The organism is Oceanisphaera sediminis (assembly GCF_039539745.1).
Lineage (GTDB): Bacteria > Pseudomonadota > Gammaproteobacteria > Enterobacterales > Aeromonadaceae > Oceanimonas > Oceanimonas sediminis.
Genome location: NZ_BAABDS010000004.1, coordinates 1 through 14,210, shown reverse-complemented (window position 1 = coordinate 14,210; position 14,210 = coordinate 1). Strand labels below are relative to the sequence as shown.

The window sequence follows — 14,210 nt, the reverse complement described above, 5'->3', positions numbered from 1 at the left end:
TCGGAGACTCTATTCGTGATCAGAATTTTTAGCTTTTTTATCCTGTTGCTGGCGACCGCCTTGCCGCTGCAGGCCGCCGACACCGGCTGGCTGCAGGCACCCGAACACCCCCCGGTGCAGGTGCGACTGGTACAGACCGGCCCCTATGATGCGGTCAACAATTATTATCCGGCGCTGTTGCAGGTTCGCCTGCAAGACGACTGGAAAACCTACTGGCGCTCCCCGGGTGAAGGCGGCATCGCCCCCCGGCTGGAGTGGCCGTCGTCCAAGAACCTGCTGTCGGTCAACTGGCAGTGGCCGCTGCCCGAGCGCTTTACCCTGCTGGGAGTCGAAACCCAGGGCTATCGCCACGAGGTCGACTTTCCGCTGCAACTGACCCCGGCCGACGCCGGAAAGCCGGCCACCTTTGAAGGCCTGCTGACCCTGCCCAGCTGCACCACCATCTGTGTGCTGACCGAATATTCGCTGCAACTGCCGCTCGATCCGCAGATGGCGGCCGACGAAACACTGAACCATCACTATCAGCAGGCGGTGTCGCGGGTACCCAGAGCGGCAAGCCTGGTACAGGCCGAGTCTCTGGTCTGGGATCCGGCTGCCAAACAACTCGATATCAGCCTGACCAACCCCCGAGGCTGGCAGCAACCGGCGGTATACGTCGACGAGCTCGACAGCAGCATCTTCAGTCAGCCACGGCTGACGGTGAACGACACCCGGCTGCAGGCCCGCTTCAAGGTCGGCAGCTGGGATCCGGAGCTGAACCTGGCAGATCAGGTCGTGGTGATTACCGCCACCGACCAAGGACTGGCCGAAGAGCTGGCCGGCGCCATCACCCGCGGCACCCTGCCCCCGGTGGTGGCTACGGCTCCCCCGCTGAGTCTGGTGCTGCTCTATGCCCTGCTCGGCGGCCTGATCCTCAACATCATGCCCTGTGTATTGCCGGTGCTGGGGCTCAAGCTCAATGGCCTGCTGCTCGGCCACCGCAGCCGGGCCGATGTGCGGCGCCCCCTGCTGTGGTCTGCCCTCGGCATCATGCTGTCGTTCTGGGCGCTGGCGGGCTTTATGCTGGTCCTCACCTGGTCCGGCGCCCAGCTTGGCTGGGGCATCCAGTTCCAGCAACCGGGCTTTATCGGCTTTATGCTGCTGGTCACCGCGCTGTTCTCGCTTAACCTGTTCGGCCTGTTCGAGCTGCGCCTGCCCACCGCCATGAGTACCTGGCTGGCCACCCGGCCCGGCCACGGTAACGGCGGCCACCTGCTGCAAGGCATGTTCGCCACCCTGCTCGCCACGCCCTGCTCGGCGCCCTTCCTCGGCACCGCCGTGGCGGTGGCGCTGGCGTCTTCACCACTGGTGCTGATTGCCATCTTCACCGGTCTGGGGCTGGGCATGGCGCTGCCCTGGCTGGTGCTGGCATTGTTTCCCGGCGTCATTAGCGCCCTGCCCAGGCCCGGCCCCTGGATGATACGGGTGAAGTGGCTGTTCGGGCTGATGCTGCTGGCCACCAGCCTGTGGCTGCTGTCGTTGCTGCAATCGACCCTGGGTAATGCCACCACCCTGGTGCTGACCGCTATCCTGATAGTGCTGCCACTGTGGTCTTTGCTGCGCCATTACGGCAGCCGGGGCCTGATGTTCGGCCTGGCCGGCATCATGCTGCTCGGTGCTGCGGGGGGCGTGGGCGCCCTGATGACCCAGTCTCGCTGGGTCAGCCCGGTCACCGACGAGCTTGACTGGCAGCCGCTGGATCCGGCCCGTATCGAGCGTGAAGTGGCCGCCGGCAAACGGGTGTTTATCGACATCACCGCCGACTGGTGCATTACCTGCCAGGCCAACAAGATAGGCGTGGTGTTGCGGGATCCGGTCTACTCGGCGCTGCAGGAAGAGGACATGGTGTTGATGCGCGGCGACTGGACTCGCCCCGACGCGGCCATTACCGACTACCTGCGCGCCAACCAACGCGCCGGCATTCCCTTCAATCAGGTATTCGGCCCCGGCCTGCCCCAAGGCAAGGCACTGGAGGTATTGCTGACCACCGACAAGGTGATCGAGGCCCTGAATGAAAGCAGGAATAAGTCATGAAGCGATCCTGGCGCAGGCGATTCACCTCCGGCCTTGCCTACCTGTTGCTGATCGGAGTTGTGGTCACGGCCGTCGATCTCTGGCGCAGCCGGGATCTGCCCACCGAGGTGGCGGCTCTGGGCGCCATGACCACATTAGGCGGCGAGACCATCAGTCTCGATGCCATGAGCCGGCAACAGCCGGTGCTGGTGTATGTGTGGGCCAGCTGGTGCGGCGTGTGCCGAATCGTGTCGCCGATGGTGAACCTGATCGACGCCCCCCATGCTCGCGTAGTCAGCATCGCCATCGCCTCGGGTCCGAATGCCAGGGTTGCCGGCTATGTGCGTGAAAAGGGATATGACTTTACGGTGGTGAACGATGAGGATCACCGGCTGGCGCAAATTCTGGGTGTCAACGTCACGCCCACCCTGATGGTGGCCAGCCAGGGCAAGCTGCGCTTCGCCACCGCCGGCATTACCACACTGCCGGGCATGTACCTGCGATTGTTGCTGGCCCGCCTCGGGGACTAGGGAATGGGGAATGGGGATTAGGGATTAGGGATTAGGGATTAGGGATTAGGGATTAGGGATTAGGGATTAGGGATTAGGGATTAGGGATTAGGGATTAGGGATTAGGGATTAGGGATTAGGGTACTATTCCCTATTCACCAATCCCTATTTCACTTTTTTTTCACTTTTTTCAAAACAGCACTCGTCGTCCCTTGATGCAGTCCCGGCACGCGGGTTCGCCCTGTAGCGAGCCCAGTACTTCGGGCGCGCAGCGTTTGCCGCAACTGCTGCATTCGTGAAACGACTTCAACCGCAGTGCTATGGTGTCTTCCACCAGCGCCAGCAATTGTTCCAGACTGCCATCGCGCGACGCTACCACGCCCTGGGATCGGGGTTTGACGGTATGAATGTCGTGATGCCGCCACTGCATGGCCGGCAGCAGCACCTCGGCCTTGTCGTGCTGAAATGCCACTATCACCAGGGCGGGATCCCCGATAAACAGCGTTTGTGCCCCCTGCACCGGATAAGGAAGTTCGCTCTTGAGATGCAGCCGCCACGACTCCAGCGTCGGGGATAACGGCATTGCCAGCAACAAGGCGTCCAACAGCTTGGATGGCATAATATCCCCTCTTCATCATGCCCCGGCGACCAGAGCCGCCGGGTTATCGATTCAACCGTTTGCCACTAGTCGCGGATCAGATAATCCGCCTGGCCTATCCACTTGTAGCTGGTCAGCTCTTCCAGCCCCATGGGGCCTCGGGCATGCAGCTTCTGGGTCGAGACCGCCACCTCGGCCCCCAGGCCAAACTGGGCGCCATCGGTAAAGCGGGTAGAGGCGTTGACATAGACCGCCGCCGAGGGGGCACCGTTGATAAAGCGCTCGGCACTGCTCAGGCTGCTGGTGAGAATGGCATCGGAATGGCTGGCGTTATGCTCGCGCAAATGCGCCAGGGCCTCATCGACACCGGTCACGATTTTCACCCCCAGGGTCAGCCCCAGCCACTCGGTGTCGAAGTCACCCTCAACGGCGGCGCGCACCCTGGCCGGTCCTGCGTTAAGCAGTTTCAATGCTTCGGTTTCGGCCACCAGCTCGACGCCTTTTTCCGCCATGCGCGCACTCAGTAGCGGCAGGAATTCGGCGGCTGCCGCCTGGTGTACCAGCAGGGTATCGATGGCATTGCAGACGCTGGGTCTGTGGGTCTTGGCGTTATCGACCACCTCAATGGCGCGTACCAGATCGGCGCTGTCATCGACAAAAACATGACCGATGCCGAAACCACCGATGATCACCGGTATGGTGGCCTGCTCTTTGCACAACTGGTGCAGGCCGGGACCACCGCGAGGAATGATCATGTCTACATACCGGTCGAGCTTGAGCAGGCCGCTGACCCACTCCCGGCCCGGCTCACTGATGTACTGCACACAACCTGGCGGCAACTGGCTGGCCGCCAGCGCCTGCCGGATCACCTTGACCAACTCCTGATTGGTATGAAAGGTTTCCCGACCGCCGCGCAGAATGCTGGCATTACCGGTTTTCAGACAGAGGGCGGCGATGTCGATGGTGACATTGGGGCGTGCTTCATAAATCACCCCCACCACGCCGAGCGGTACCCGGCGACGCGACAGCCGCATGCCGTTTTCCAGCACCCGCGAGTCCAGCTCGCTGCCCACCGGATCCGGCAGTGACACCACGTTGCGCACGTCGTCGGCAATGGCCTTGATCCGCGCCGGGTTCAGCATCAGTCGATCCAGCATCGACTCGCCGGTACCGCTTTCTCGGGCCGCGTCCAGATCCTTGCCGTTGGCGGCCAGAATGTCGGCGGCGGCCGCCTCGAGGGCATCGGCCATCACCAGCAGGGCCTGATTCTTGGCCCGGGTAGAGGTTTCAGCCAGGGTATAGGCGGCAGCGCGTGCGGCCTGCCCCATCTGTTCCAGATTCATACTATCTCCTACAAGAGCACCAGATCGTCGCGGTGAATGGCCACGTTGCCGTAGCCATAGCCGAGCACCGATTCAATTTGCTCAGAGTGTTGTCCTTTGATTCGATTCAGGTCGAGTGCATCGTAACGACAGATGCCTCGCGCCAGCTCCCGCCCTTCGGGATTGACGATGCGTACCGCCTCCCCCCGGCGAAAACGGCCTTCTATGCGTACTATGCCCTTGGGCAGCAGGCTGGAGCCTTTTTCCCGCACCGCCTTCACCGCCCCGGCATCGATATGAATTTCGCCGTGCGGAGGCGGGCCGGCCAGGATCCAGCGTTTGCGGCTTTCGAGCGGGGTGGCCAGCGCCGGAAAACGAGTGCCGATGCGCTCCCCTTCCGCCAGACGGCCAATCACCTCCGGCACCTGGCCGGTGGCGATGACCACATCGATACCGGCGCGGCGGGCCACATCCGCCGCCTGCAGCTTGGTGGCCATGCCACCGGTGCCCAGTCCGCCGATGCTGCCACCGGCCAGTTTGCGCAGGGTGTCGTCGATGGTTTGTACTTCTTCAATCAGCTGCGCCTTGGGATCGTTACGCGGATCGGCGGTAAAGAGTCCCTTCTGATCGGTCAGCAGGATCAACAAATCGGCCTCGGCCAGAATAGCGGCCCGGGCCGATAAATTATCGTTATCGCCGACCTTGATCTCGTTGGTGGCGACGGCGTCGTTTTCGTTGATCACCGGAATAATGCGGTTATCAAGCAGGGCCCGCAGGGTATCGCGGGCATTAAGATAGCGTTCGCGGTCTTCCAGATCGGCCCGGGTCAGCAGTATCTGGCCCACATGCAACCCATACAGATTGAACAGGGATTGCCAGCTCTGGATCAACTGGGTCTGGCCCACGGCGGCCAGCATCTGCTTGTTGGCCATGGTGCCGGCCAGATCGGGAAAGCCCAGGTGCTCACGCCCGGCGGCAATGGCCGCCGAGGTCACCACAATAATCTGATGGCCGGCCCGATGCAGGCTGGCACACTGACGCACCAGCTCTACCATGTGGGCCCGATCCAGATGGCGGGTACCGCCGGTAAGCACGCTGGTGCCCAGTTTTACAACAATGGTTTTGCCTTTCATGGAACGCCCTGCGGCTCCTTACTAACAGCAATGCCGGCAAAGCCGGCAAGATAATAAAATGAGGCGCATCCGGGCCACGGATAGTAACGACTATTGTCGCAAGTGATGGTCGGCTCAGGCTACGCTCAACAGATGATTGTTTCCCAACGCGGGAGAAGGACGAGCACTGAGCGACAGTTCATCCAGGCACACGCCCAGCTTGTCGTAAAAATCACGCAGCGTGCGAGCCACCTCCGCTTCGTGCTTTTTGGGCAAGGCTTTCGGTTGCCACTCGCCACTCGCATTGAAAAAGCCGAGCTGATAATGAAACTCGAAATTGATGCCGTCTTCGGTGCTCAGCGTCAGCCACCAGCCCCAGAACTCACGCGCCTCCGGCTCCGCCTTGGCACTGACACACACGGATAAACAGTCGAAGAAATATTGCGACTCGCTCGACTTCAGCTCCCGTAAATAGGGACCGATGGCGGTGAATTTGCGCACCAGTTTACGATGAGTAACCTTGTCTATGGTCATGAATACCTCCCTGTTAACTTGCCTATATGTAACGTTTTTTTGGCCGGGGGTAAAGGTCGCCCGCCGCCCTTGCCCTAAAAAACGCCATCGACGGCGCAGGAAGGCAACATATTACTCGACAGCAGGCGATAAAAAAGGCTCCCGAGGAGCCTTTTTTTACGCTTTGTCCTGCTCGCACAGCGGCGGAGCAAAAACCACCCCCATATCCCAGGGTTGCTCTATCCAGGTATCTTGCCCGACCCGCACTTCAAAGTCATCGACCAGTGGCTCGCCCTTTGGTTTGGCAAACACGGTCACGAATTTGGCTTTGGGGTACATCTCGCGGATAACTTTGGCGGTGTTACCGGTGTCCACCAGATCGTCGATGATCAGAAAGCCTTCTCCATCGCCTTCGGCCTGTTTGAGCACTTGTAGATCAGAGCGCTGCTGATTGTGGTCGTAGCTGGAGATACACAGGGTATCTACATGACGAATTCCCAGTTCCCGCGCCATGATAGCAGCCGGAACCAGACCACCACGACTGACGGCAATAATCCCTTTCCACTGGCTGGCAGGCAACTGACGTTCGGCCAGCTTGCGCGTTTCGCGCTGAAAGGAGTCCCAGGTGACGACGAATTTGTTGGACATAAAAAGAACCTTTGGGTGTTAGCTTTCAAGACAAGATGGTCACCGCTGCTCACTGCCATCTTTCAGACCACGCCAATATTGAAATATTGAGCCGGCCTCAGTCTAACAACGAGCAAACAATGGCCGCATTATAGAGATCCCGCCCATTCTTGACCAGAGTTACAGCTTTTTATTGCCCCTCCGTTGTTCATATACCGGCGTATAAGACTAAAAGCTAAGACGAGAAGATCGCATTTTTGCACAACACCCACCGACCTGTATTGCCCTTTCATCTAGTATGAGTCTCGGTATGAACCGAGCTGATGCTCTCGACAAAGAAACAAGGATGTTATCGTGCTGCGCTCACTTTCCATCGCCAAACGACTCTATCTGAACCTGCTGCTGCTGTCTGCGGGCATCGTTGTCATCACCCTCATGATGTTGTGGCTGTTCTATCAGGGTCTGATAGAAGAAAAGCGAATTCAGGCCATGCGCCAGGTGGAGTCGGTCATCAGCCTTACCGATTATTATCATCAGCAACAGCAGCAGGGTCTGCTGTCGGACCAAGAGGCCCGCCGGCAGGCACTCAACGCCATTGCCGGATTACGCTATGGCAACAACGATTATTTCTGGGTCAATGATGCCCAGCCCCGCATGATCCTGCACCCCATGAATCCCGACCTCAACGGCGAAGATTTGACTAGTTTCAAGGATCCGGACGGCAAGGCGCTGTTTGTCGAAATGGCGGCGGTGGTGCGCAACCAGGGTAAGGGTTTTGTGCACTACCTCTGGCCCAAGCCCGGTTTCGAGCAGCCGGTGGATAAAATATCCTATGTGCAGCCATTTTCGCCCTGGGGCTGGATTATCGGTACCGGCATCTACATCGACGATGTGCAGACCCAGCTGACGGCCACGGCGCTCAAGATACTGCTGGTGGTACTCGGTCTGGGGGCGGTGGCCGTATTGGTCGCCATCGCCCTCATCCGCAGCATACTGCAACCGATGGGCGATACCGTGCGGGCAATGCGGGATATCTCTCACGGCGACGCCGATCTGCGCCAGCGGCTGGACGAGCACGGCAGGGATGAAGTCACCCAGCTCAGCAAGAGCTTCAACCAGTTCTGTTCGCGCCTAGCCGATACGGTGCGCAAGCTGTCCCCCATCAGCCTGGAGGTCAACGCCGCCGCCGAGCGACTGGCAGGTATAGTGCACCACAATCGCGGCGTATCGGAACAACAGTCCCGGGAAACCGAACAGGTGGCCACCGCCATGAACGAGATGCTGGCTTCCAGCCAGGAAGTCGCCCATGCCGCCGAACAGGCGGCTCAGGCCAGCCACGAGTCGGCCAAAGCCGCACAAGAGGGCAACAACAAAGTCACCCATACCCGGGAGGTGGCCGCCAGCCTGGTATCCGAGCTGGCCGAAACGCAACACCGCCTGGGATCGCTCGCCGAGCGAAGCCAGGAAATCGGCAAGGTACTGGAAGTGATCAGGGCCATCGCCGAGCAGACCAATCTGCTGGCGCTCAATGCCGCCATCGAGGCGGCCCGGGCCGGTGAACAGGGCCGCGGCTTTGCGGTGGTGGCCGATGAAGTGCGCAATCTGGCCACGCGAACCCAGAGCTCGACCGATGAAATTCAGGACATCATTCAGGGTCTGCAGCAGGAGGCGGACGAAACCGTCAACCGCATGAGTGGCCTGATGCAACGGGCAAAAGATACTCAGGGCACCGCCGATCAGGCCGGCGAAACACTGGAAGCCATCAACCAGAGCATGGCGCTGATCAACGACATGAACAGCCATATTGCCACCGCCGCGGCCCAGCAGCGGCAAACCACCGAAGAAATGAATCATAACCTGACCCGCCTGAGCGAGCTGGCGGAAGAAGTACGACTCAAGACCCAGGAGACCGACAGCGCCGGTGAAACGCTGTCCGGCCTCGGCCGTCGTCTGGCGGAAGAAGTGAACGTGTTCAGGGCCTGACGCCTGCCCGGCTGTGATGGCAGCCGGGATTATTCCTTGCCGATGCTTAATGAATGGATAAGCAGAGGAGAAGCGCGTTAAGCTATCGCTTTCCTTCGCCGCTCTTTGAACAAGGTATGCCATGTCTTCCATTCGTCAGCTTTCTCCTCGCCTGTTGTGGCAGTTCTTCGACACCCAGTGCAGCATTCCTCACCCGTCCGGTCACGAAGCGGCCCTGCGCCAGTGGATAACCGACTGGGCGGCCGAGAAAAACCTGGCGGTCATGCAGGACGCCATCGGTAACCTGATCATTCGCAAGGCGGCTACCGCCGGTATGGAAAAACGCAAGGGCGTCATACTGCAGGCCCACATGGACATGGTGCCCCAGGCCAACGCCGACACCCATCACGACTTCACCACGGACCCGATTCAGCCCTACATAGACGGCGACTGGGTGCGGGCCCGTGGCACTACCCTGGGCGCGGATAACGGCATCGGCCTGGCCGCCTGTCTGGCGGTGCTGGCCGATGACAAGGTACAGCACGGCCCGCTGGAAGTGCTGCTGACCATCGACGAAGAAAGCGGCATGACCGGCGCCTTTGGCCTGACGCCCGGGCTGTTGCAGGGCGAGATACTGCTCAATACCGACTCGGAGCAGGACGGTGATGTGTACATGGGCTGTGCCGGCGGCGTGGATGCCAATATCACCCTGCCCTATGAGCCGGAGCCGGTACCGGCCGGCCATCAGGCTCGCCGCCTGATCATCACCGGGCTGCGTGGCGGTCATTCCGGCATCAACATTCATCAGGGCCGGGCCAGCGCCAACAAGCTGCTGGCCGAGCTGCTGACGGATATCAATCAGCATGCCGCGATCCGCCTGAGCGAGCTGAACGGCGGCACCCTGCGCAATGCCATCGTCCGGGAAGCCTCGGCCCTGCTGACCCTGCCCGCCGACATGCTCGACACGCTGGCAAACCTGGTCGACAGGCGCCGGCAGCAATACCGCCATGAATTTAACGGCGTCGACGACTTCATCCAACTGGAACTGGCGCCCACCGAGCTACCCGAGCGAGTCATGACCTCCGCTCTGCAGCAGCGACTGGGAGCCGCCCTGCTCGCCTGCCCGCACGGAGTGATGGAAATGAGCCGCAGCATGGAGGCTGTGGTGCAAAGCTCCACCAATCTGGGCGTCATCGGCACCGAGGACGAGCATATTCATGTGCAATGTCTGATCCGTTCACTCAACGATGAAGGTCGCAACCGGATCGCCGAGATGACCGCCGCGGTGTTTCGCCTGGCCGGCGCCCGCTGCGACTTTGACGGCGCCTACCCCGGCTGGCAGCCAAATCCGGACTCGGCGATGATGCAGCTGGTGCTGAATACCCACCAGGAACTGTTTGGTGTGCTGCCCGAGGTCAAGGTGATCCACGCCGGGCTGGAGTGCGGCCTGTTCAAGGCGGCCTACCCAGAGTGGGACATGGTCTCTTTCGGGCCGACCATTCAGGGCGCCCACTCACCGGACGAACGAGTACACATAGAAGCGGTGTCCCGCTTCTGGCAGTTACTGGTGCGAGTACTGAAGCAGATTCCTGAAGCGTAAGAAGTGAGGAGTGAATTGTGAGGAGTGAGGAGTGAGGAGTGAGGGTATTCCCCTCACCCTTTACGCCTCTCCCCTCACAATTCAAAGCGTCAGCAACCGGCCTACACGCAGTCTATGCGGTATTCAAGGGCAATAATTTGGCTTATGCTTTCGGGCAGATCCCAACAGAGGTATATGTCATGAAAAGTGCCCCTTTCTACCTGTTGCTGACCTTGCTGGCCGCGCCGGCAATGGCCGATAATATCTTCAGTGGCATCATCGAGTTTGGCCGCGATGTGCTGGATGAAACCCGCAAGCTGGCACCCGGCATTCAGAACGACAAACGCAATGAAGCGCCCGCCCCAGTTGCCGCAACGGCACCGAACGACGGTCGGGATCGCCCGGCGCTGGAGGGTTCTGCAGACAGCGAGAGCACCGTGATAGTGGCGCCGTCTTCCACCGGTATGCAACCGGCTTCTCCCGCTGCCAACCAGGGCTGGACCTTCGTGGAAGAAGACCACCTGAACGGCAGCAACCAGTAACCTGACGGCGGTGTCTGCCCTGGCGCAGAGCCGTCATATTTTAAATTGGATTTCAATATGTTAAGATACTTAGACATCTAAGCTTATATGAGGACCCAATATGAAGAGATCGTACATTGCCTTGTTTCTGGCCCTGAGCGCAGATTATCTTGGCGCGGCTTCGGACGAGACAGCCTTGGCTACCCCGCAGAAAAACAACGATCAGGAAGCCTGATCCGGCACCAATCAGAATTAAAACAAGCTTACCATTCAAAACTCAGTTGCTCGGCCTGAGCAGCCTGCTCGTTACCTTCGTGACATAACTCGACACTCACCCCCACCAGCCGAACTCCACGCCCCCGGGCTCGCTCCCAGGCTTCGGTGCACAGTTGCGCGGCCAGCGCCAACTCCGGCCCGGTGCAGCGCCGAGACAGGGTGGTCTGGGTAAAGTCATCGAATTTGAGCTTGATGCACAGCCCCTTTATCGCCCGCCCGTCCAGTCGACGTATCAGCTCCGGCCATAACTCCTGCAATACCGACAGCCCCTGCGCAGGAGTATGAATATCGGTGACCAGGGTAGTCTCGACACCGACCGACTTGCGTATCCGTTCGGTCTGTACCTCCCGCTCGTCGATACCCTGGCCACGCTGCCACAACAGCCGGCCGAACTTGCCGAAACGACGCATAAGCTCCGCTTCGCCCACCTCATTCAGCTGACCACAGTACTCCAGCCCCAGGGCCGCAAGCTTTTCTGCCGTCTTTCGCCCCACTCCGGGCAACTTGACCAACGGCAACCGGCGCACATAATCGGCCACCGCCGCCGGTGGCAGCACGAAGAGGCCGTCCGGCTTGTTTTCTTCCGAGGCGATTTTTGCCAGAAACTTGCTGGGGGCCGCCCCGGCAGAAGCGGTCAGCTGCAACTCGTCATTGATGGCCCGACGAATGTCTGTGGCGATCAGGGTGGCACTGCCGCCAAACAGCGGACTGTCGCTCACATCCAGATAGGCTTCGTCCAGCGACAACGGCTCGACCAGATCGGTATAGCGATGAAAGATCTCCCGGATCTGCAGGGACACCGCCTTGTACTCGGCCATGTTACCCGGGATCAATAACAACTGCGGGCACCGTTGCAGCGCCTGATGGCTGGCCATGGCCGAGCGAATACCAAAACGGCGGGCCGGATAGTTACAGGTAGAAATAACACCACGTCGACTGGCGCTGCCACCGATGGCCAGCGGAATATCCCGCCATTCGGGATGCTTGCGCATCTCTACCGCGGCAAAGAAGCAGTCCATGTCGACATGAATAATCTTGCGCATTGAAAAACGTAAAAACTGAAACGTGGGGCTATAGTGTAGCCCCTTAGTTGTCAGGTACTGAACTTGTTAATCTGATCGCGCAGATTATATGCCAGTTGCTGCAGCTCTTCGCCGCTACCGGCAACCGCACTGGCGGTAACCACAGTGCTTTCCGAGGCCTGGGTGATGCGCAGCAGATTGCTGTTCATCTCTTCCGACACCTGGCTTTGCTGCTCGGCGGCGGTCGCCACCTGCACGCCCATGTCACGGATACGGGCCATCTGCTCGACAATACGCTCCAGCTCCTTGCCCGCATGCATCGCGGTCTTCACGCTGCCATCGGCCTGTATGCGAGAGCGTCCCATCACTTCCACCGCCTTGCGTGCGACGGTGCGCAGACGGTCATTCATGCTGCGAATCTCTTCGGTCGACCCCTGAGTCCGCTGCGCCAGCTGGCGAACCTCGTCAGCCACCACCGCAAAACCGCGTCCGGACTCGCCGGCTCGCGCCGCTTCGATCGCCGCATTCAGTGCCAGCAGGTTGGTCTGTTCGGAAATGGCCTGGATCTCTTCGAGAACCTGCCCAATCTGTACCGTATCGGCCTCCAGCGTCTGAATCACGTCGGCGGCTTGATCCACCTCCTGTGCCAATGCCTGAATCTGGTGCACGGTATCATCAACATCATGATTCCCTTCCTCGGCTTCATGATCCGCACTTTCAATGGCATTGGCGGTTTCACCGGCACTGCGTGCTACTTCGTGCACACTGGCTGCCATCTCGTTCATCGACGTCGACAGCAATTCAGCTTCCTGCGCCTGAATATCCAGCGCGGTGCTGGTTTCTTCCGCATGACGGGCCAGGCTTTCGGCGCTGGAGGAAACCTGCGCCGCAGATGCCGCGATCTGATGGATAAGATCCTGAAATACACCCAGTGTTTCGTCGATACGCCGCCCGACCTTGCCCAGCTCGTCTCTGCTGTCCAGTTTCGTACGTACCCGCAGATTACCGGCAGCCGCCTCTTGCATCACCTCGCTGATACGATCCAGCGGGCGGGTAATGGTGCGGCTGATAGGAATCGCCAGTGCCACCAGCAGCAACAAGGCACCCAACAGCAGTCCGCCCATGTGCATCAGGTCGTGACGAAAGGCGTCATCCAGATCATCAACATAGACACCGGTTGCCACCACCCACCCCCAGGGAGTAAACGGCTTGGCCAAAGTGATCTTGGGCTGGGGCTCGCTATTACCCGGCTGTGGCCAGAGGTAGCTGAACTCGCCAATATCGGTCTTGGTACCAAGCAGCGCCGCCATTTCCACAAACACCGCTTGACCATCCTGGCTTCGTTCCCCACGCATGATGCGGCCATTCAGGCCGGGATTGGCACCATGGGCCAGCATGCGCGTTTCGGCATCCAGCACAAAGAAGTATTCATCGCCGTCATAACGCATGCTTTCCAGCAGTTGACGTGCCGTGCCCTGTGCCTGCTGCAGGCTTACTTCACCCGCATCAACCCGTGCCTGCTGCGCCGTCAGCAAGCCCTCGGCACTGTCCAGCAGAGCATGCAACTGATGGCGGCGTTCCTGTTGCAGAGAGTCGCGCATATCTAACAGAGACAAAGAAGCCTGAACTGTCAGCATCAGGCCGGCAATCAGAATCATGAGCCAGAGCTTCGCACGTACAGAAAGATTACCGAGGGTCATGAGGGCGATACCTTTTCAATTCAATTGAGTCTAAATGAAGCTACAGACTAGCACAGTCATGAAGGGGGGAAAGACCTTTTCAAGCACAAGGTTATATTGGAAATAGCTAATATTTTTCTCGGCGTTTTCCGCCATGGCTCACCGTACGCAGAACTTGTCTCCTGCACCTGCTTCCAGCTGGTTAATGCAGGCCGTTAAGGTAATACCAATCCCACTAAAGATGTGATCAATTCCCGATAACAATGCCGTGTTTTAAGCACTGTCATACCGGGCTTGACCCGGTATCTTTCTGCAGAGAGATCCTGACTTTCGTCAGGATAACGGCCTGAGCACATGATTAATCCGATTGGCTATGTATGAGTTAACTGTGTCTGTGCCAATAAGATGCTGTTTTCATTCGGGTTAGTGTGAGTTTCA

12 protein-coding genes are annotated in these 14,210 nt (G+C 59.5%); 5 read left to right on the top strand and 7 right to left on the bottom strand.

What is annotated here, in order from left to right:
- Window positions 1–15: 15 nt before the first annotated feature.
- The gene (locus ABD827_RS01495) at window positions 16–2,073 is read left to right on the top strand and encodes a protein-disulfide reductase DsbD family protein (protein WP_344961705.1); all 2,058 of its coding nucleotides are present in this window, start codon (window positions 16–18) and stop codon (window positions 2,071–2,073) included.
- The gene (locus tag ABD827_RS01490; RefSeq protein WP_344961703.1) at window positions 2,070–2,582 is read left to right on the top strand and encodes a protein disulfide oxidoreductase; all 513 of its coding nucleotides are present in this window, start codon (window positions 2,070–2,072) and stop codon (window positions 2,580–2,582) included. The genes ABD827_RS01495 and ABD827_RS01490 overlap by 4 nt, the downstream gene beginning before the upstream one ends.
- Before the next feature lie 169 nt (window positions 2,583–2,751).
- On the opposite strand, the gene ABD827_RS01485 is transcribed toward ABD827_RS01490, so the two are convergent.
- From ABD827_RS01485 to gpt, 5 genes are all read right to left on the bottom strand, one after another.
- On the bottom strand, window positions 2,752–3,180 hold the full coding sequence (locus tag ABD827_RS01485; RefSeq protein ID WP_298719041.1) for a hypothetical protein: 429 nt from the start codon (window positions 3,178–3,180) through the stop codon (window positions 2,752–2,754).
- 65 nt (window positions 3,181–3,245) lie between these two features.
- Entirely contained in the window at window positions 3,246–4,502 is a 1,257-nt protein-coding gene (locus tag ABD827_RS01480) for a glutamate-5-semialdehyde dehydrogenase (protein WP_344961700.1), read from the bottom strand.
- An 8-nt stretch (window positions 4,503–4,510) separates the two neighbouring features.
- Window positions 4,511–5,614, bottom strand: coding sequence for a glutamate 5-kinase (gene proB / locus ABD827_RS01475; protein WP_344961698.1), 1,104 nt, complete (start codon window positions 5,612–5,614; stop codon window positions 4,511–4,513).
- Between the two features lie 114 nt (window positions 5,615–5,728).
- The gene (gene crl / locus ABD827_RS01470) at window positions 5,729–6,127 is read right to left on the bottom strand and encodes a sigma factor-binding protein Crl (protein WP_298719035.1); all 399 of its coding nucleotides are present in this window, start codon (window positions 6,125–6,127) and stop codon (window positions 5,729–5,731) included.
- 156 nt (window positions 6,128–6,283) lie between these two features.
- Window positions 6,284–6,754 carry a xanthine phosphoribosyltransferase gene (gene gpt, locus ABD827_RS01465; protein WP_298719033.1) on the bottom strand — a complete coding sequence of 157 codons (471 nt, stop codon included), beginning with the start codon at window positions 6,752–6,754 and terminating at the stop codon, window positions 6,284–6,286.
- A 333-nt stretch (window positions 6,755–7,087) separates the two neighbouring features.
- Between gpt and ABD827_RS01460 the strand changes: the two genes are divergently transcribed.
- The 3 genes from ABD827_RS01460 to ABD827_RS01450 all read left to right on the top strand — a co-directional run bounded on the left by ABD827_RS01460 (window position 7,088) and on the right by ABD827_RS01450 (window position 10,816).
- A complete protein-coding gene (locus tag ABD827_RS01460; protein WP_344961693.1) occupies window positions 7,088–8,716 on the top strand; it encodes a methyl-accepting chemotaxis protein in 1,629 nt (542 codons plus the stop codon).
- 121 nt (window positions 8,717–8,837) lie between these two features.
- On the top strand, window positions 8,838–10,295 hold the full coding sequence (locus tag ABD827_RS01455) for an aminoacyl-histidine dipeptidase (RefSeq protein ID WP_344961691.1): 1,458 nt from the start codon (window positions 8,838–8,840) through the stop codon (window positions 10,293–10,295).
- 179 nt (window positions 10,296–10,474) lie between these two features.
- Window positions 10,475–10,816, top strand: a complete 342-nt coding sequence (locus ABD827_RS01450; RefSeq protein ID WP_344961689.1) for a hypothetical protein — start codon at window positions 10,475–10,477, stop codon at window positions 10,814–10,816.
- Between the two features lie 242 nt (window positions 10,817–11,058).
- On the opposite strand, the gene dinB is transcribed toward ABD827_RS01450, so the two are convergent.
- Together dinB and ABD827_RS01440 are read right to left on the bottom strand one after the other, a co-directional pair.
- Window positions 11,059–12,114: a DNA polymerase IV gene (gene dinB / locus ABD827_RS01445; protein WP_344961687.1), complete on the bottom strand. Its 1,056-nt coding sequence runs from the start codon at window positions 12,112–12,114 to the stop codon at window positions 11,059–11,061.
- 50 nt (window positions 12,115–12,164) lie between these two features.
- Entirely contained in the window at window positions 12,165–13,751 is a 1,587-nt protein-coding gene (locus ABD827_RS01440) for a methyl-accepting chemotaxis protein (protein ID WP_344961685.1), read from the bottom strand.
- Window positions 13,752–14,210: the final 459 nt, after the last annotated feature.

Coding starts and splice junctions, on each gene's coding strand:
- ABD827_RS01485 (WP_298719041.1), bottom strand. CDS start 3,180: ATGCCATCCAAGCTGTTGGACGCCTTGTTGCTGGCAATGCCGTTATCC.
- ABD827_RS01450 (WP_344961689.1), top strand. CDS start 10,475: ATGAAAAGTGCCCCTTTCTACCTGTTGCTGACCTTGCTGGCCGCGCCG.
- gpt (WP_298719033.1), bottom strand. CDS start 6,754: ATGTCCAACAAATTCGTCGTCACCTGGGACTCCTTTCAGCGCGAAACG.
- ABD827_RS01480 (WP_344961700.1), bottom strand. CDS start 4,502: ATGAATCTGGAACAGATGGGGCAGGCCGCACGCGCTGCCGCCTATACC.
- crl (WP_298719035.1), bottom strand. CDS start 6,127: ATGACCATAGACAAGGTTACTCATCGTAAACTGGTGCGCAAATTCACC.
- ABD827_RS01440 (WP_344961685.1), bottom strand. CDS start 13,751: ATGATTCTGATTGCCGGCCTGATGCTGACAGTTCAGGCTTCTTTGTCT.
- ABD827_RS01490 (WP_344961703.1), top strand. CDS start 2,070: ATGAAGCGATCCTGGCGCAGGCGATTCACCTCCGGCCTTGCCTACCTG.
- ABD827_RS01455 (WP_344961691.1), top strand. CDS start 8,838: ATGTCTTCCATTCGTCAGCTTTCTCCTCGCCTGTTGTGGCAGTTCTTC.
- proB (WP_344961698.1), bottom strand. CDS start 5,614: ATGAAAGGCAAAACCATTGTTGTAAAACTGGGCACCAGCGTGCTTACC.
- dinB (WP_344961687.1), bottom strand. CDS start 12,114: ATGCGCAAGATTATTCATGTCGACATGGACTGCTTCTTTGCCGCGGTA.